The organism is Budvicia aquatica DSM 5075 = ATCC 35567, assembly GCF_000427805.1.
Lineage (GTDB): Bacteria > Pseudomonadota > Gammaproteobacteria > Enterobacterales > Enterobacteriaceae > Budvicia > Budvicia aquatica.
Genome location: NZ_ATYS01000018.1, coordinates 1 through 19,343 on the forward strand (window position 1 = coordinate 1; position 19,343 = coordinate 19,343).

Sequence of the window (19,343 nt, forward strand, 5' to 3'; positions counted from 1 at the left end):
GCCAGCCCGAAAACCTGTTTAGCCCATGAATAGCAGTCAGAAAGTAACATTTTAAAATCAAGAATGAGAGGAAATATAAAGAAAGATCAACAGACAGAGAAAAAGTTCAAAAAAATCCCCAACGAATAGGTCGGGGACTTGTGTATAAGAGACAGGTTGAAAAACGGGGTCCAGCCCTTAAGCCGAGAGTTAGCCTGTGAGTAAAAACCTGGAGCCCCGTTTTCATGGGGATGACGAGAGTAGTCACCCGTTGAAAACGGGGTCCAGTCCTTAAGCCGAGAGTTAGCCTGTGAGTGAAAACCTGGCTCCCCGTTTTCACGGGGATGACGAGCAGAGTAATTAACGCCGCTAGTTATAAACTCAGCCAGCATTTATCATCAATTTCAACAAAATAATTTCACTTAAAATGCGCCTATTTCGTCTATTAGTCAGTCAAATAGCGACAATCCTAGTTGCGATTGGTTATGATGGCGACTATGTTTTTACTATACGCGCAGTAAAGTGCGCTGCCGTCTTTAATGGAAGTGAATATGTTGTGGTTTAAAAACTTAATTATCTATCGTCTTAGCCGTGAAACTCACCTGTCTGCCGATGAAATGGAGGCGCAGTTAAAACCATTAACCTTTAGCCCTTGCGGTAGCCAAGATATGGCTAAAACAGGTTGGGTTTCACCAATGGGTTCTCATAGTGATTCACTGACCCATAGCGCTGGCAATCAGATCATGATTAGCGCTCGGAAAGAAGAAAAAATATTACCGGCTCCGGTGATTAAGCAAGCCCTTCAGGCTCGCATCGAAAAACTGGAAGCTGAACAACATAGAAAACTGAAAAAAACTGAAAAAGACGCGCTGAAAGATGAAGTTCTTCACTCCCTACTGCCCCGCGCCTTTAGTCGTTTTAACCAGACCAACGTATGGATCGATACGGTTAATGGCCTGATTATGGTTGATGCAGCCAGCGCCAAACGCGCAGAAGATACGCTGGCATTATTACGTAAAAGCTTAGGATCGCTGCCTGTTGTTCCGCTTACGTTAGAAAGCCCGATTGAGCTGACGCTAACCGAGTGGGTGCGTTCAGGTCAGTTGCCAACCGGCTTTATTTTGCAAGACGAAGCCGAACTAAAAGCGATTCTTGAAGGCGGTGGTGTTATCCGCTGTAAAGCTCAGGAACTGGTTTGTGATGAAATCGCCGCGCATATTGAAGCCGGTAAACTAGTGACTAAGCTGGCACTGGAATGGCAAGAACGCATTCAGTTTGTATTAGCCGACGACGGTAGCCTAAAGCGGCTCAAATTTACCGAGACCGTACGTGACCAAAATCAGGATATCGATAAAGAAGATTTCGCAGCCCGTTTTGACGCCGACTTCACGTTAATGACCGGAGAGTTAGCGGCGTTAATTAAAGATTTAGTTGATGCACTAGGCGGCGAGCAGACGGCTTAGCAGCAAAACGCTAGGGAGGGAGTATCCATTATCCCTCCTCTGGTAATAATAACCTCTCGTTATTTTTATACTTAAATCTCATTTTCACCTGTAAGTTGGCATATTAATGTGTAAAATAGGCTGGAAATTAGTTAAAAATATCATTTGTTTGTTGAGTTACGGGGGGAATGATTGCATAACTATATTATAAATGATCGGGTGCTGTTTAATACGTTCTCAGGCGAATTAAGCCGGTTAGACGATCCCAAGCAACTGATCATTCTAGATAATAATGCTAAACGGCTGTTCCTGCGCCTGATTGATAGTGGCTATCAAATAGTCCCCTTTGAGTATTTGTTATCAGACATTAAAGATAGTCATACCCCGGCCAATACGGCTAAATTAATCACCGCAGAGCTAGACCATATCGTCGAGGCTTTTCGCCATATTAACGAATTTGAACCCGTGCTTGTGACCTACTCTAATGGCGTTCAACTTTCTACCGACGTTGAGCTGAAAGTGGTCACCAGTTATCGAACCTTCGATAATAATAGTGAAGATAAGCCGCATATTGCCAAAGAGTCTCTGTTTAATCCGGCCCTCAGAGAACACAAAGATAACGCGCCTCAGGAACATCATGAGGTCAATCATTTTGTCTGGTATTACACCCGTATTGCGTTAGCCGTTTCCCTGTTTATCTTTGCCCTCTATTTTGCACTCAATCTATTTTCAACCAAGCCAAACTATTTCGCTGATTACCATCCTCAGGGGAAATATGGTGCGTGTAACGTCTTTATCCATAATCAAAAACCTACCGATCTGCCCCATTTAAAAATGCGGCTGGAAGAGTTTGCCATTTCTTGTGATACCCCCAAAAATATCTATTTAGGTTTACCCGCAGATGACAAACGTGAATCAATCCAGGTGTGTACCAGCGATCCTGACAATGATAAAACGCCTTGTACTAACTTCTATGTGGTGAAAGTGAAATGAAAAATAAGATGCTATATACCGTAGCGACGTTAGTTGTCACCGTCGTCTTTTTTAGCGGGCTGTATCTTTTTTATAGCGCACGGCAGCACAATTTTACCTGTTCTGCCAATGTGACATTCCTGTTTGAAAAACCGAATCAGGAGAATGAAGCTCTGTTGTACACCAACATGCGATTCAGCTTCAATAAAGAGAGAGGATTCAACATTATCACCGGGCACTTGGACATTGACGGTCGGGATTATACGGTTGACCGCAAGATACAGTTTAATTACACCAAGAATAAAAATAATAACTATGTGCTTGTGACCTCAGAGATCTTCCTGAATAACAGCGATAATTTACCTAAAGACTTAGCTGAACGTTATCTCTACCGTTTCAGTACCGAACGTCATGAATCTACCCATTTGACCATTATTAATCTGAACAATGGCAAAAAATTATTCTCAAGCGCTACGCTGCCTTACTTTATTTGTGAATAGCGCTATTTATCCGTCGTTTTATTGACCCCCGCCCCCTTTTGTCAATAACCACCGTAGGCCAAGGAAGGCTATCAATTCCCCCGGCCACTTATCCCGCTGACTCTAACCTTACTTATCATTACGTAACTTCCATATTTCCTTCATTATTTTTATAGCCGTACAGGCTATAATCATCCCAATATATACCCTTGATATTTAAAGCTGCATCAACCGTTGACCGTATCCACTGACTGCCTTGATGAAATGCCCATTATTGGGGGGTAACGATACTAATAACACAGTGTAATCGCCTGGTGATTTACTCTGCTTAAGTGAGCCTCTAACTATGACTTCCCCATTTAAACGTCTATTACGTCTGTTACCACTCACCGTAGTGACCATCGTTATAGTTGGTGCTTATATCTTGTATCGTGACGATACATCAAAAGATTCACCCGCAGCGATACCCGCCGCCGGGCAGCAAAAAACCGACAGCCCATCTTCTGGCCGACGCACCATGCCATTGCCGCCGGTTCAGGTTGCCACTGCGCTTAAGCAAGATATTCCGCGTTTTCTCAGCGGATTAGGCACGGTCACTGCCGCCAATACCGTCATCATACGCAACCGTGTTGACGGGCAAATTATGGCGATTCATTTTACTGAAGGCCAAGAGGTTAAAGCCGGTGACTTACTGGTTGAGATCGATCCCCGCCCTTTTGAGGTTCAACTGACGCAGGCCGAAGGCCAGTTGCTTAATGCTAAAGCTACCCTGACCAATGCCAAACGCGATCTGGCCCGCTATCAGCAGTTAGTCAAAAATAATTTGGTTTCCCGTCAACAGTTAGATGCACAGATCGCATTAGTCAGCCAAACGGAAGGAAGCCTGAAATCGGCGCAGGGTGCCGTTGACAGTGCCAATCTACAATTAACCTATAGTCGGGTAACTGCACCGATTTCCGGCAGAGTCGGGCTTAAACTGGCCGATGTCGGTAACTATGTCTCCAGCGGTGACAGTACCGGATTAGTTGTCATTACTCAAACTCACCCTATCGATGTTATTTTTACGCTGCCGGAAACCGAGCTATCTAGCCTGATACCGGCAGAAAAGGCTGACCAAAAGCTAACGGTTGAAGCATGGGACCGAGAAAATAAACAACAAATAGCCACGGGTTACCTGCTCAGTATGGATAACCAGATCGATGTAACAACCGGCACCATTAAGCTCAAAGCCCGCTTTACTAATGACGATAACCGGCTGTTTCCGAATCAGTTCGTTAACACTCAGGTTAAAGTGGCTACTTTAACCGATGCTATTACCATCCCGGCGGCCGCGGTCCAGACCGGCAACAATGGCAGTTTTGTCTGGTTGGTCAACGACGAAAATAAAGTCAGTAAGCAACCGATTACTACCGGTATTCGTTCCGGTGAAGTTATGGTGATCGTTCAGGGTATTGAGGCCGGGCAACGCGTTGTCACTGACGGTCTGGACCGTTTAAAAGAAGACAGTCAGGTTGAGATCGTGACGCCCCAGTCGCTAAATAGCTCAAAAACTGATGCCAACCAGACCCGGCGGGCAGCAAAATGACCGACGTTAAAACGCCATCAGGCGGAGGCCCTTCTCGGATATTTATACTGCGTCCGGTGGCAACAACCTTATTGATGGTCGCTATTCTGCTGGCCGGTATTATCGGTTATAAATTCTTGCCGGTATCCGCATTGCCTGAAGTCGATTATCCGACCATTCAGGTTGTCACACTCTATCCCGGAGCCAGCCCTGATGTCACCATGTCGGCTATCACGGCTCCGCTGGAACAACAGTTAGGACAAATGTCCGGCCTGAAACAGATGTCGTCTCAAAGCTCCGGCGGCGCGTCAGTGATTACCTTACAGTTTCAGCTCAGCCTAGATCTGGATGTGGCAGAACAAGAGGTTCAGGCGGCAATTAATGCCGCCACCAATCTGCTGCCTAACGACCTTCCTTATCCGCCGATTTACAGCAAGATTAATCCGGCCGATGCCCCCATTATGACGCTGGCCGTTACGTCGGATGCGCTACCGATGAGTCAGGTGAGAGATTTAGTTGAAACCCGGGTGGCGCAAAAAATATCGCAAGTGTCAGGCGTAGGGCTGGTTAGCCTGTCGGGCGGCGAGCGCCCGGCCGTTAGAGTTAAGCTAAATTCACAGGCCGTTGCCGCTTACGGACTCGATAGCGAAACCGTTCGTGCGGCCATCGCCGCCGCTAACGTCAACAGTGCTAAAGGCAGCCTTGATGGCCCGACCCGATCGGTAACCCTGTCGACAAACGATCAGATGAAGTCACCGGAAGATTACCGCCAGCTTATCGTGTTTTATAAAGACGGCTCCCCTATTCGCCTGAAAGATATTGCCACCGTTGAAGAAGGGGCAGAAAACGCCCGGCTTGCGGCATGGGCTAACCAGCAACAGGCAATTATTCTCAACGTTCAGCGCCAGCCCGGGGCTAACGTGATTACTAGCGCTGATGAAATTCGTCGGGTATTACCGGCATTAACTGAAAGCCTGCCCCATTCAGTGAACGTGCAAATTCTCACTGACCGTACCGTCACAATTCGCACTTCAATTAATGACGTTCAGATCGAACTGTTGCTGGCCGTCATGTTGGTGGTTATGGTGATTTACCTGTTTTTGCGCAACGTACCGGCTACGATTATTCCCAGCGTTGCCGTACCGCTTTCGCTGATCGGCACCTTTGCGGTGATGTACTTTCTTGATTTCTCAATTAATAACCTGACGCTCATGGCGATGATAATAGCCGCCGGCTTTGTGGTCGATGATGCCATTGTGGTTATTGAGAATATCTCCCGCTATATCGAACAGGGATATAAACCGCTGGATGCTGCGCTAAAAGGCGCTGGCGAGATCGGGTTTACCATTATTTCGTTAACGGTCTCTCTGGTAACCGTGCTTATTCCGTTACTGTTTATGGGCGATGTGGTTGGCCGTCTGTTCCATGAGTTTGCCATGACGCTGACAATCGCCATTCTGATCTCCGGCATAGTGTCATTAACCCTGACACCGATGATGTGTGCACGCCTGCTGAGCCATGAATCACTGCGTAAACAAAACCGCTTCTCTCTTGCCTGTGAACGCTTTTTTGATCGTCTGGTGTCAGGTTATGGCCATTACCTGACCATCGTATTAAGGCATCAATGGATTACGCTGTCAGTGGCATTTGGCACCTTAGCCATTACAGTACTGCTCTATCTGTTTATGCCGAAAGGTTTCTTTCCGGTGCAGGATAACGGGCTGATACAGGGTTCCCTTGAAGCGTCCCAGTCGATCTCCTTTTCCGCAATGGCAAAACGCCAGCAGGAAGTCACGGCTATTATTTTGCAGGATGCGGACGTTGATAATGTCTCTTCATTTATTGGCGTCGATGGCAGTAACTCAACGTTAAACAACGGTCGTTTGCAAATCAGTCTTAAACCATTAAATGAGCGCAGTGCCCGAATTCCGGAAATTATTACCCGGCTACAAAACAGCGTAAAAGATATCCCCGGCCTGACGCTATATCTGCAACCGGTTCAAGACCTGACCATTGAAGATCGGGTCAGTCGTACCCAGTATCAGTTCACGCTACAAACGATGTCGCTGGATGAACTGTCTGAATGGGTACCTAAATTGCTCACCAGATTAAAAGATCTGCCGGAACTGAGCGATGTCACCAGTGACTGGCAAGATCAGGGGCTGGTTGCCTTTGTTAACGTCAATCGGGATGATGCCAGCCGTTTAGGCATTAGCATGAATGACATTGATAATGCGTTATATAACGCATTTGGTCAGCGGTTAATCTCGACTATCTATACTCAGGCTAATCAGTATCGGGTCGTTCTGGAACAGCAAATAGATAAGAATCAGGTGATGGAGGCATTTAACGCCATTTACCTGAAAAACAGCAGCGGGCAATCTATTCGCCTGACGAATATCGCTAAGATTGAGGAGCGTTACGGGCCTTTATCAATCAACCGAATGTCTCAGTTTCCCTCAGCGACTATCTCATTTAACTTGCCTAAAGGGGTTTCACTCGGTGAGGCAACTAAGGCGATTACGCTGGCTGAACAACAGCTAAACTTCCCGACCGATATCTCCACTCAGTTTCAGGGGGCGACGCTGGCTTTTGAAAACTCACTCAGCAGCACCTTGTGGTTAATTCTGGCTGCCATCGTCACTATGTATATTGTGCTGGGCGTACTGTATGAAAGCTTTATCCATCCGATTACGATTCTGTCGACGCTGCCCAGCGCCGGCGTCGGTGCGCTGCTGGCGCTACTGATCTCCGGTAATGATTTAGATATTATTGCCGTTATCGGAATTATTTTACTGATTGGCATAGTGAAGAAAAATGCCATTATGATGATTGACTTTGCCCTTGCCGCCGAGCGAGAAGAAGGCAAAAGTCCTTACGACGCCATTTACCAGGCCTGTTTGCTGCGTTTTCGCCCTATTCTGATGACCACCATGGCTGCGCTATTGGGGGCATTGCCGCTGATGCTCAGTACCGGCATTGGTGCAGAATTGCGCCAACCATTAGGCATCAGCATGGTTGGCGGTTTGTTAGTCAGTCAGATATTAACCCTGTTTACCACGCCGGTTATCTATCTGCTATTTGACCGCCTCAGCCGTTCACTTAAGCGCAAAAATAGCCTTAGTGAAAATCCACAGGCAGGGCTGTGAACATGAGATTTTATGCTCTGTTTATTCACCGGCCGGTAGCAACAACGTTACTGACCTTAGCCATTGTGCTAAGCGGAATGATTGGCTTTAAACTGCTGCCGGTCTCCCCTTTGCCCCAGATCGATTTTCCGGTTATTTCTGTCAGCGCCTCATTGCCCGGTGCATCGCCAGAAACGATGGCGTCCTCAATTGCCACGCCGCTTGAGCGCTCGTTAGGTGCGATCGCCGGCCTTGATGAAATGACATCAAGCAGTTCACTTGGCAGTACCCGTATTATTTTACAGTTCAGTATGGACCGGGATATTAACGGCGCAGCCCGCGACGTTCAGGCCGCAATTAACGCAGCCCAGAATCTGTTACCCAGCGGTATGCCGAAACGGCCAAGCTATCGTAAAGCCAATCCGTCAGACGCACCGATTATGATTTTGACCCTGACCTCCGATGTTTACAGCCAGGGACAGCTCTATGACTTTGCGTCTACTCAGCTTGCCCAAAAAATATCTCAGTTAGACGGCGTTGGTGACGTCAGCGTTGGCGGTAGTTCTCTTCCGGCTGTTCGAGTCGAACTCAATCCTCAGGCGTTATTTAATCAAGGGGTATCCCTTAACGCTGTCAGTTCGGCCATCAGTAATGCCAACGTTCGCAGGCCGCAGGGTTCACTGAATCTGGACCAGCAACACTGGCAGGTTCAGGCTAATGATGAAATTAAAACCGCCGAGGGTTACCGCCCGATTATTGTGCATTACAACAATAATTCACCGGTACGCTTAAGCGATGTGGCAACAATAACCGACTCCGTTCAGGACGTTAGAAATGCCGGTATGGCCAATGGCGTGCCGGCCATTTTGATTATGATCAGGCGCTCTGCCGATGCCAATATTATTGATACCGTAGACCGTATTCGGGCTGAAATTCCTGCTCTTCAGTCGACCATCCCGTCATCAATTAATCTGGCTATTGCACAGGACCGAACGCCAACCATTCGGGCTTCATTATTAGAGGTCGAACGCGCATTAGCTATCGCCGTTGCTTTAGTGATTCTGGTGGTATTTCTGTTTTTACGCTCCGGCCGTGCAACCTTGATACCGGCCGTCGCAGTTCCGGTATCGTTGATAGGTACCTGTGCAGCAATGTACCTGTTTGGCTTTAGCCTGAATAATTTGTCACTGATGGCGCTGACCATTGCCACCGGTTTTGTGGTCGATGATGCCATTGTGGTATTGGAGAATATCTCCCGACATATTGAAGCCGGAATGAAACCCTTTGATGCCGCACTCAAGGGCGTTAGCGAAGTCGGGTTTACCGTGTTATCCATGAGCCTGTCGCTGGTGGCCGTCTTTATTCCGTTACTGTTTATGAGCGGCTTACCCGGTCGATTATTCAGTGAATTCGCCATTACCCTGTCGGTCGCGATAGCGATTTCACTGGTAGTCTCTCTGACGTTAACGCCAATGATGTGCGCCCGGCTGTTGAAATCAAAACAGGTGGCAAATCAGCGCAAGTCTAAAGGATTCGGTCGGGTTATTTTAAGGCTGCAACAGGGCTATGCCCGTTCGCTGAACTGGGTGCTGGACCATGCCCGTTTGGTGATTGTCATATTCCTCGGCACATTAGTATTAAACGTTTGGTTGTATATGAATGTGCCTAAAACGTTCTTCCCGGAGCAGGATACCGGCCGGTTAATGGGGTTTGTACAGGCCGACCAGAGCATCTCATTTCAGGCGATGAAGAAAAAGATGGAAGTCCTGATGAAGATCGTCAACGACGACCCCGACGTTGACAATGTGACCGGATTTACCGGCGGCTCGCGCCCCAACAGCGGCTCGATGTTTATCTCTTTAAATCCGCTGTCTGAACGCCAAGATAACGCCCAACAGGTCATTAACCGATTAAGAGCTAAATTATCAACCGAGCCCGGCGCCACACTGTACTTAATGGCGGTTCAGGACGTTCGGGCCGGAGGCCGGCAGTCTAACGCCGGCTATCAATACACCCTGCTGTCAGACGATCTTTCCAGCCTGCGGGAATGGGAACCAAAGATCAGGGTCGCTTTTGCCAACCTGCCTGAGCTGGCCGATGTAAACTCCGACCAACAGGATAAGGGCTCAGAGATTGCCCTGACTTATAATCGAGAAACCATGTCACGTTTAGGGATCAGCGTGGCCAATGCAAACGCCTTGCTGAATAATGCATTTGGTCAGCGTCAAATTTCAACCATTTACCAAACACTTAATCAATATAAAGTGGTCATGGAAGTGGCTCCCGAATACGCACAGGACCCAACGGCATTAGATAAAATGTTTGTGATTAACGATCGGGGCGGCGCTATCCCGCTCTCCTATTTTGCCCAGTGGGAAGCGTCGAATGCCCCGCTGTCGGTTAATCATCAGGGGCTTTCTGCCGCCTCAACCATTTCATTTAATTTAGCCGACGGTTACTCCCTGTCTGAGGCCACTAATGCCATTGAGCGCACCATGACAGCCTTAGGAGTACCCAATACCGTCAGAGGTTCATTTGCCGGTACCGCTCAGGTGTTTAAGGAGATGTTGCAGTCTCAGCTGATTCTTATCCTTGCGGCTATTGCTACGGTGTATATCGTGTTAGGTATACTGTATGAAAGCTATATTCATCCGCTGACAATTTTATCGACCCTTCCTTCGGCCGGCGTAGGTGCCATACTGGCTTTAGAGCTGTTTAATACGCCGTTTAGTTTGATAGCCCTAATCGGCGTCATGTTGCTGATTGGATTAGTCAAAAAGAACGCCATTATGATGGTCGATTTTGCACTTTCTGCCGAACGGGAAGGAAACTTAACCCCAAGAGAAGCGATATTTCAGGCCTGTTTACTGCGTTTTCGGCCGATTATGATGACCACGCTGGCGGCAATTTTTGGTGCTTTACCATTAGTATTAGGCAGCGGTGACGGTGCCGAACTTCGTCAACCGTTAGGGATCACCATTGTTGGCGGGCTGCTGGTCAGCCAGTTGCTTACCCTATACAGCACGCCGGTTATCTATCTCTATTTTGACCGCCTGAGCCGGTGGCTAAAACAGCGCAAGGAAAAAAAGATGCCCCGGGTGCCCGTGAACTTCATTGATAGTAAACATGACTAATAATACAGCGCAGCATCACGATGCTAAAACTTATCGGTATGTATCGGTATAAAAGAACAATAGTGAGAATATCCCTATGATAAAAGACTCGCCAACTAACGTAAATCTACAGCTGTGGATAGTTGCGCTTGGTTTTTTTATGCAGTCGCTGGATACCACTATTCTGAATACCGCGCTGCCGTCTATGGCGCTGAGCCTGAATGAAAGTCCGCTGCAAATGCAGTCGGTTATTGTCTCCTATATTCTGACCGTTGCTATTGGCCTCCCGGCCAGCGGCTGGCTGGCCGATCGTATCGGCGTTAAGCGCGTGTTCTTATCGGCCATTGTGCTCTTTACGCTTGGCTCTCTGCTTTGTGCCCAGTCTGAATCGCTGTCTGAGTTGATTCGCGCCCGGGTTATTCAAGGTATCGGCGGTGCGATGATGGTGCCTGTCGGCAGGCTTACCGTGATGAAGATTGTCCCGCGCGCCCAGTATATGGCAGCGATGACGTTTGTGACCTTACCCGGTCAGGTGGGGCCATTAATGGGACCGGCTCTGGGCGGTTTTCTGGTTGAATACGCCAGTTGGCACTGGATATTTTTAATTAATCTGCCGGTCGGTATCATCGGTATTGTGTTAACTCTGTTCTTTATGCCTAACTACAAAATGCCGCCGCGTCGTTTCGATATTATTGGCTTTGTATTGCTCGCGGTCGGTATGGCAAGTATCACGCTTTCTCTGGATGGCCATTCCGGTATGGGACTGGCTCCGCTGACCGTAATACTGCTGTGTGCCTGCGGTATCTGTGCTTTGGGCCTCTATTGGCTACACGCCCGCCGCAGCAGTTCCCCGCTGTTCGATTTAAAGATGTTTAAAATCCCGACCTTTTCACTGGGATTAAGCGGCAGCATGTTAGCCCGCATCGGCGGAGGCATGTTGCCTTTTATGACCCCGCTATTCTTACAGATCGGATTAGGCTTTAGTCCGTTCCATGCCGGTTTAATGATGATTCCGATGATTATCGGCAGCATGAGCATCAAACGGCTGGTGGTTCAGATAGTCAACCGCTTTGGCTACCGCGTAGTGCTGACCGGCTCTACGTTATTATTGCCGGTGCTAATCGTGGCTATTCCTATCCTCGGCATGCTCGATCTGTATCCGGGGATCCCGTTTATCTTATTCCTGCTTGGCATGACCAACGCCGTGCGGTTCTCGACCATGAACACCCTGACGCTTAAAGATTTACCTGATGAATTCGCCAGCGGCGGCAACAGTCTGCTATCCATGGTGATGCAACTGTCTATGAGCCTGGGGGTAAGTACCGCGGGTATCCTGCTGGGTCTGTTTTCTCAGCAGCACGTCAGCACCGGCAGCAGCGAGATTCAAACGGCCTTCCTGTATACCTATTTCTGCGTCGGACTCGTCATGCTGATACCGACCTTTATTTTTGCCCGCGTCCCTAAAGACGATGCCCAAAACATACTGCTGAATAAGCGCAACTAGTCAATGATTCAGCGAGGAGAAGGTCATGACCCATAGCAACACAAGCCGGTTCTTATGAAGATAGGCATTACCGGTAAACTGTTTTTAGCCATTATGGCAACCTGTATGTTGGTTCTGATGATCATGAACTGGGGGGTGCGTTTAAGTTTTGAACGCGGATTCACTGATTATATTAAGTCCAGTAATGAACAACGAATCAGTCTGTTAGCCAATGCACTGGCCGATCGCTATCGGACGGAGGGGAACTGGCGCTTCTTAGTTCGTAATGAACGGTTGGTTCATCAGTTATTACGTTCATTTGAGCAAAATGCTGAAGGTGATGATACTGACCAATCACTGCCGCCGCAGGGCTGGCGAGTGCCTTTTTGGGTCTTTGATAACCATAACGTCCGCTTAGCCGGTTCATCCGTAGCAATTCCTGAGCAGGCCACCCGCAAGCCCATCGTTTTAGACGGCAAAACCATCGGCTGGATTGTTGCAATGCCAAGCGAAAAACTCACCCGCAGTGCTGATATCAATTTTGCCAAACAGCAGAGCAGAACCAGTTGGATTTTAGTCGCCCTCTCTACCGTTCTGGCGTCTATTGCCACCCTGCTGCTTTCTCGTAGTTTACTCTCCCGGGTGAAACGATTAGTGGTCGGAACCCACCAGCTTGCCGCCGGTGACTTTTCGGCCAGAGTGCCGGTCACCGGTGGCGATGAGCTGGGTACCTTAGCCAATGACTTTAACCAACTGGCCAATACGCTGGAAAAAAATGAACGTATGCGCCGGGCGTTTATCGCCGACGTTTCTCACGAATTACGCACGCCTCTGGCGGTTTTGCAGGGTGAACTGGAAGCGCTGGAAGACGGCGTTCGCCAGTTAACAACGACGTCTCTTCACTCCCTGCAGGCTGAGGTCAGCTCTCTGACTAAGTTGGTCAATGACCTTCATCAGCTTTCACTATCAGACTTGGGTGCGCTGGCCTACCGTAAAAGTCATATCAACCTATCTGAAATTCTTGGCCAGTCGGTTGCCGCCTACCGCAGCCGTTTTCAGGCTAAAGGGCTGAGCATTGAAACCGACCTGCCGGACAATTCTGCCGTATTTGGCGATCCTGACCGCTTATCACAGCTATTTAATAATCTGTTAGAAAATAGCCTGCGCTATACCGATAGCCAAACTGACGATAGTGCGGGCAAATTACATATCTCCGGCACGCTGAGTAAAAATACCCTGACTTTACTCTGGCAGGATTCAGCGCCCGGCGTTACCGAGGAGCAGCTTAAACAAATTTTTGAACGCTTCTACCGTACCGAAGGTTCCCGCAATCGGGCCAGCGGAGGCTCGGGCCTTGGGCTATCGATCTGCTGGAATATTGTCGATGCCCACGGCGGTGAAATCACGGCGGCGCATTCACCTTTAGGCGGGCTGGAAATTAAGCTAACCTTTCCCCTATTCAATGATGCGGGTGTAACCTCACTATGACCGATATGCCTTTATTTTCCGCCGCTGATTTAGCGCCGATCTTAATCGTGGAGGATGAGCCTAAACTGGGGCAGCTACTGATTGATTACTTACAGGCGGCAGGATACCAAACTCATCTGATTGCTAATGGTAAAGAGGTCATCGCTTATGTCAGACAGCATTCACCGTCGCTTATCCTGCTTGATCTGATGTTGCCGGGCATTGACGGCTTAACCCTATGTCGGGAAATCCGCCGATTCTCAGATGTTCCGATTATTATGGTAACCGCTAAAACAGAAGAAATTGATCGGCTTTCTGGCCTGGAAATCGGAGCGGATGATTATATCTGTAAGCCATACAGCCCGCGTGAAGTCGTCGCCAGGGTTAAGGCTATTTTAAAACGTTGCTATCAGCCCGCCCGAGATCTTCCGCTCCCTATTAATAGCGGGTTACAGCTGGACGAATCCCAGTTTATGGTACGCTATAACCAAATGACGCTGGACTTAACTTCGGCCGAATTCCGGCTGTTAAAAGCACTGTCAGATCATCCCGGTCAGGTATTATCCCGAGAGTCTTTGCTGGATAACCTCTATGATGACTATAGAGTCGTCACTGACCGAACCGTCGACAGCCATATCAAAAATTTACGCCGCAAGCTGGAAACCTTTGCCCCCGAGAAAACCTTTATCCGGTCGGTGTATGGGATGGGATATCGTTGGGAAGGATAGGTCTTTAGGACGAATATAGAATGGAGTCTTTTATTTGATGTCGACCTTCATAAAAAAGCTGACAGGCTCAGCCCTGATCTTGTTTGTTAGCTGTCAGGCAAGCTACGCTAATCAACAGTGTCTCCCGACTAAAGAAATTGTTGAAAGCAATAATTTGATTTTATCCGACGGGACGATAATCCAGCCCGATAATGTTAAAGCTATTCGCGCTGAATTTTATAGTGACGATAATTATATCTATGGCTATCAATATGTTGAATTTGATCGCTGTGAACAGATTAACCTAAACTCACTCAGCTATACCTTCAATACAACGGGAATAACTAATCAAATATATTCCAAACTATTGCAAGTATCTGGCTCTTGGAGCCAAAGCTACGACCTTTTAGCCGAGCAGCCCCTTAACGATCGCAATAAGGCGGAAATCCCTGCTTATCATAAAGAGGGAAATATTGATTATCACATCAATAATCACGGGCTGATTACCTCATCAAACGATTCGTTCACTATAAATGATGGCGATCAGGCCTCGGGTGAAAGCCGTTATTACTTCGATACCGCACAACGATTGACGCATTACACCACTCTCAGCGACGATGGCTATTCCAGCGGTAGCTACTATTTTACCTATGACCATGCGGGAAAACTTATATCATCACAAAGTCCGGGGAGTTATCTCACCTATATTTATGATAATCAGGATAGGATTTTTCAAATATTTCAGCTAACCACTTATTCAAACGGTATATTCAGTCGCCAGTTGAACTGTGTAAAATGGGACAATCGAGGCGGCTGCACTAAATCTGTGACCGATGCGCTGGAAATTTATCCTGATAAAACCAGCCGTCACCAACAGTTTTTCTCTAGCGCAACCTACCAATACTGGGATGAATAAACACCATCGGGACTTAAACCCGATGGTAAGAAAAGGACAGGTGTCGCCGATCGTCAATGCGCCACAGAACATAAATTTTTCTATCGGTTTATAAGGATATTCACATGATTAAAGTCATTACCCTTGCCGCTATCAGCGTACTTTCAATCCCCCAAGCTAACGCGATTACCCCCTGTTCAACAAATAAACAGATAAACAATTTCAATCACAGCATTATATTCAATAACACCGTACGCGGTGATGTTAGAGAGCAAGAGTCAGTGATGACAGGAACCGGTGATAATGGTGACCAGTTATCCGGCCAAACGAAGTATCAATATAATCGTTGCGGTGAGCTCATTGATTTCGCCAGTGAATATCAGTCATTGGGAAAAAACACTGAGTTAAAAATGATATTTACCGCGGCTAAAACCACTGACGGCTGGCAGGTTAAATATGATGTATCGGTGCTCGGCACCAAAGAGGGTAAGAACGAAGTGGTTTATCAAAAAATCGGTAGTCCGCAGTATTACACCGATAAAACAGGAAAAATCACCCATTCAGAAGATAATTTCATCGAGAACGGCAAACAGGGCGTGACTAAAATGAACTTCTATTCAGATAGTCAGGATCGCCTAATCAGCTATACCACTCGCGGCGATGATAAATTGATGAATGGTAAACACCGCTATTTCTATCAGCCTGAGGGACCGCTGTTTTCAGTGATCGCACCAAACACCAGCGCTTCTTATGTTTACGACCAACAGGGTCGAGATTTACAGTTTATCGGTTTGGCCGTAAATGACTATAGCCTGCGCAGCACTCGGGTTGACTGCCAGAAATGGGATAGTGACGGTAGTTGTTTGTATGCGGTTTCTAGCGAAATCGAAATTTATCCGTACTCGGTCGTGAAGCGCGACTCGGTGATAAAAACGAATATCAATTACTGGAACGATTAATTCCTGCCAATATTGCCATTAGCCCCGTCGAAGACTACAATCCCCGCCCGGGGATTTTCCCCAAACCGTACCCTGTGTGGTGCGGTTCTGACCTGTGATCAGACTGAGAGAATACACTATGTTTAAACCGGAACTCCTATCTCCGGCCGGAACGCTGAAAAATATGCGTTACGCCTTTGCCTATGGCGCCGACGCCGTTTATGCCGGCCAGCCTCGTTACAGCCTTCGGGTGCGTAATAATGAATTTAACCACCAGAATTTAGCCTTAGGCATTAATGAAGCTCACGCTCAGGGTAAGAAGTTCTACGTGGTGGTAAATATTGCCCCGCATAACTCTAAGTTAAAAACCTTTATCCGCGACCTGACGCCGGTGGTTGAAATGGGTCCTGATGCGTTAATCATGTCCGATCCGGGCCTGATTATGATGGTACGCGAAGCCTTCCCTCAGATTGATATTCATTTATCCGTTCAGGCCAATGCGGTTAACTGGGCGACGGTGAAGTTCTGGAAACAAATGGGACTTACCCGCGTTATTTTATCCCGCGAGCTATCGCTGGATGAGATCGAAGAAATTCGCCAGCAAGTGCCGGACATGGAACTAGAAACCTTTGTTCACGGTGCATTATGTATGGCCTACTCCGGTCGCTGCCTGCTCTCCGGCTATATTAACAAGCGAGATCCAAATCAGGGTACCTGTACGAACGCCTGCCGCTGGGAATATAAAGTCGAAGAAGGTAAAGAAGACGATACCGGCAATATTGTACATATTCATGAGCCGATAGCGGTTAAAAACGTCGAGCCTACGCTGGGTGAAGGCCAGCCAACCGATAAGCTGTTTATGATCGAAGAAGCCCTTCGCCCGGGCGAATATATGAGCGCTTTTGAAGATGAGCACGGCACTTATATTATGAACTCTAAAGATCTGCGCGCCATCCAGCACGTAGAGAAGCTGACTGAGTTAGGCGTTCACTCGCTTAAAATTGAAGGTCGTACTAAATCATTTTACTACTGTGCCCGTACTGCACAGGTCTACCGTCGTGCAATTGACGATGCCGTTGCCGGTAAACCTTTCGATGAAGAATTAATGACAACGCTGGAATCCCTTGCCCACAGAGGCTATACCGAAGGGTTCTTACGCCGCCATGTGCATGATGAACACCAGAACTACGACTATGGTTACTCCATTTCTGAGCGCCAGCAGTTTGTCGGGGAATTTACCGGTGAACGCCGCAACGGATTAGCCGCCGTTGATGTAAAAAATAAGTTTTCAGTAGGCGATAGCGTAGAAATGATGACCCCGCAGGGTAATATCCATTTCACCATTGAATCCATGGAAACCTCTAAAGGTCAGCCCACAGAGGTTGCACCGGGTAACGGACACATCGTTTATCTGCCGGTGCCTGAAGATATTCATCTGGAATATGCGTTATTGATGCGAAACCTTAACGGTGGCAACAATACCCGTAACCCGCACACAGCATAATTTTTCTTTTTCGCCATTAATTTTTAGAAATAACTTATTTTAATGGCGAATATTAGAATCAGATCACATCTCTAGGGTAATAAATGGACTACTATCTCAACCCTAAAGATTAATAACTAGTTGTGTTCCTATTAACTTTTTAATAGAAACCACCTCCTTACCAGTCCAATCTCCCTTGGACTGGTTTCTTTTTTATATAAGCTTTATTTTTCTTACAATTCATTTACTTATCCCTCACAATAAATCAAAAACACGTTTTCCTTATGCTATTTAGCCATGAATGCAACGGCTATCTTCCGGCGCCTGTAATCTGTCATTCATACCATAATCGCGAATAACCCCGGCAATTCTTAAACGATAATCTTTAAAAATAAACGCCTGCCCTTTGGTCTGAGCATCCCGATGTAAATGCAGGGTCCGCCATTTTTCAATCGCTGATTCATCCTGCCAGAATGACAGAGAAAGTACTTTTCCCGGCGATGACAGGCTTTCAAACCGTTCTATTGAGATAAACCCGTCGATCTCATCCAGTAACGGGCGCAGCCTGGCCGCAAATTCAAAATATTCATTTTTATGTTCAGGATGAATTTCTACTTCAAAAATAACTGCAATCATGCCGCTTCCCCCATTAATCATTCAGATATTCCATTTAGTTATGGCGTGAATATTTCCCGCTGTCAGAGACTTTTCTGGCTCTAATCCTACCGAATAAGATTAACCCGTTATACTTATTATATTTAGTAATATCTTCGGAGAGACAATGAATTCAGCATCTTCCGCACTAATTATCCTTAATGGCAAAGGGGCTAACCACCCGGATATCCGTTCTGCAATCACTCAGCTAAGGGAGCGGGGCCATAAAATTCTGGTCAGAGTAACCTGGGAGCATGGTGACGCTAAGCGATATGTTGAAGAAGGCTATAAGTTAAATATTGATACGATTGTCGCCGGCGGCGGTGACGGCACTATTAATGAAGTGGCCGCTGCAATTGCCGCTTTACAACTAAATCATCACCCGCTTCCTACACTGGGTATTCTTCCCTTGGGAACCGCCAATGATTTTGCTACAGCCTGTCAGATTCCGGCCGATCTGCACAACGCGTTAGAGTTAGCCATTAATGGCACTGCGGTTGCTATCGATTTGGCAATGGTGAATCATCAACACATATTTATTAATATGGCGACCGGCGGGTTTGGCACGAAAATTACCACTGAAACGCCCGCCGCCCTAAAAGCGGCTTTCGGCGGTTTCTCTTATCTGCTGCATGGAATTAGTCAGGTTGATAGTTTAAAAGCCGATACCTGCACCATTACCTCTGATGGTTTTCACTGGTCGGGCGAAGCGTTAGTTATCGGTATCGGTAACGGCAAACAGGCCGGTGGCGGTCATCCAATTTGCCCGGAGGCGAAAATTAATGACGGACAGTTACAACTGTCGATAATGATGACCGCGGATTCTTTGCAAAGCTTTTTATCCAGCCTGTTTAGCGGCAAAGATAACGAGAATATTGTTTTTAGTAACATGCCCGCACTGGAAATAACGGCACCTCATGAAATGATTCTTAACCTTGACGGAGAACCGCTAAAAGGCAATAAATTCTCTATCGAAGTGATGCCTTGCGCAATCAAATGTCGCTTGCCGCCGGACTGTCCACTATTAATTTAGCGGCTC

14 protein-coding genes are annotated in these 19,343 nt (G+C 47.3%); 13 read left to right on the forward strand and 1 reads right to left on the reverse strand.

The window, feature by feature from the left end:
• Positions 1–530: 530 nt before the first annotated feature.
• The 12 genes from rdgC to trhP all read left to right on the forward strand — a co-directional run bounded on the left by rdgC (position 531) and on the right by trhP (position 17,671).
• A complete protein-coding gene (gene rdgC, locus YWE_RS0108755) occupies positions 531–1,442 on the forward strand; it encodes a recombination-associated protein RdgC (protein WP_029094182.1) in 912 nt (303 codons plus the stop codon).
• A 171-nt stretch (positions 1,443–1,613) separates the two neighbouring features.
• Positions 1,614–2,414, forward strand: a complete 801-nt coding sequence (locus YWE_RS0108760; RefSeq protein WP_029094183.1) for a hypothetical protein — start codon at positions 1,614–1,616, stop codon at positions 2,412–2,414.
• Positions 2,411–2,893, forward strand: a complete 483-nt coding sequence (locus YWE_RS0108765; RefSeq protein WP_029094184.1) for a FidL-like protein — start codon at positions 2,411–2,413, stop codon at positions 2,891–2,893. Before YWE_RS0108760 ends, YWE_RS0108765 begins: the two co-directional genes overlap by 4 nt.
• Positions 2,894–3,218: 325 nt before the next feature.
• Positions 3,219–4,457, forward strand: a complete 1,239-nt coding sequence (locus tag YWE_RS0108770) for an MdtA/MuxA family multidrug efflux RND transporter periplasmic adaptor subunit (protein WP_029094185.1) — start codon at positions 3,219–3,221, stop codon at positions 4,455–4,457.
• Complete coding sequence (locus tag YWE_RS0108775) at positions 4,454–7,585, forward strand: MdtB/MuxB family multidrug efflux RND transporter permease subunit (RefSeq protein ID WP_029094186.1); 3,132 nt, start codon at positions 4,454–4,456, stop codon at positions 7,583–7,585. Before YWE_RS0108770 ends, YWE_RS0108775 begins: the two co-directional genes overlap by 4 nt.
• Before the next feature lie 2 nt (positions 7,586–7,587).
• Positions 7,588–10,698, forward strand: a complete 3,111-nt coding sequence (gene mdtC, locus YWE_RS0108780) for a multidrug efflux RND transporter permease subunit MdtC (RefSeq protein ID WP_029094187.1) — start codon at positions 7,588–7,590, stop codon at positions 10,696–10,698.
• Between the two features lie 76 nt (positions 10,699–10,774).
• On the forward strand, positions 10,775–12,181 hold the full coding sequence (gene mdtD / locus YWE_RS0108785) for a multidrug transporter subunit MdtD (protein WP_029094188.1): 1,407 nt from the start codon (positions 10,775–10,777) through the stop codon (positions 12,179–12,181).
• A 54-nt stretch (positions 12,182–12,235) separates the two neighbouring features.
• Positions 12,236–13,648 carry an envelope stress sensor histidine kinase BaeS gene (gene baeS, locus YWE_RS0108790; RefSeq protein ID WP_029094189.1) on the forward strand — a complete coding sequence of 471 codons (1,413 nt, stop codon included), beginning with the start codon at positions 12,236–12,238 and terminating at the stop codon, positions 13,646–13,648.
• Positions 13,645–14,355, forward strand: a complete 711-nt coding sequence (gene baeR, locus YWE_RS0108795; RefSeq protein WP_029094190.1) for an envelope stress response regulator BaeR — start codon at positions 13,645–13,647, stop codon at positions 14,353–14,355. The genes baeS and baeR overlap by 4 nt, the downstream gene beginning before the upstream one ends.
• 37 nt (positions 14,356–14,392) lie before the next feature.
• Positions 14,393–15,250, forward strand: coding sequence for a hypothetical protein (locus YWE_RS0108800; protein ID WP_029094191.1), 858 nt, complete (start codon positions 14,393–14,395; stop codon positions 15,248–15,250).
• Positions 15,251–15,354: 104 nt separating this feature from the next.
• A complete protein-coding gene (locus YWE_RS0108805; protein WP_029094192.1) occupies positions 15,355–16,188 on the forward strand; it encodes a hypothetical protein in 834 nt (277 codons plus the stop codon).
• Positions 16,189–16,306: 118 nt separating this feature from the next.
• Entirely contained in the window at positions 16,307–17,671 is a 1,365-nt protein-coding gene (gene trhP / locus YWE_RS0108810; RefSeq protein WP_029094193.1) for a prephenate-dependent tRNA uridine(34) hydroxylase TrhP, read from the forward strand.
• A gap of 270 nt (positions 17,672–17,941) precedes the next feature.
• Here the strand turns inward: trhP and YWE_RS0108815 are convergent, their stop codons facing one another.
• Positions 17,942–18,286, reverse strand: coding sequence for an antibiotic biosynthesis monooxygenase family protein (locus YWE_RS0108815; protein WP_029094194.1), 345 nt, complete (start codon positions 18,284–18,286; stop codon positions 17,942–17,944).
• A gap of 145 nt (positions 18,287–18,431) precedes the next feature.
• On the opposite strand from YWE_RS0108815, the gene yegS reads away from it, so the two are divergent.
• Entirely contained in the window at positions 18,432–19,337 is a 906-nt protein-coding gene (yegS, locus tag YWE_RS0108820; protein ID WP_029094195.1) for a lipid kinase YegS, read from the forward strand.
• Positions 19,338–19,343 lie beyond the last annotated feature (6 nt).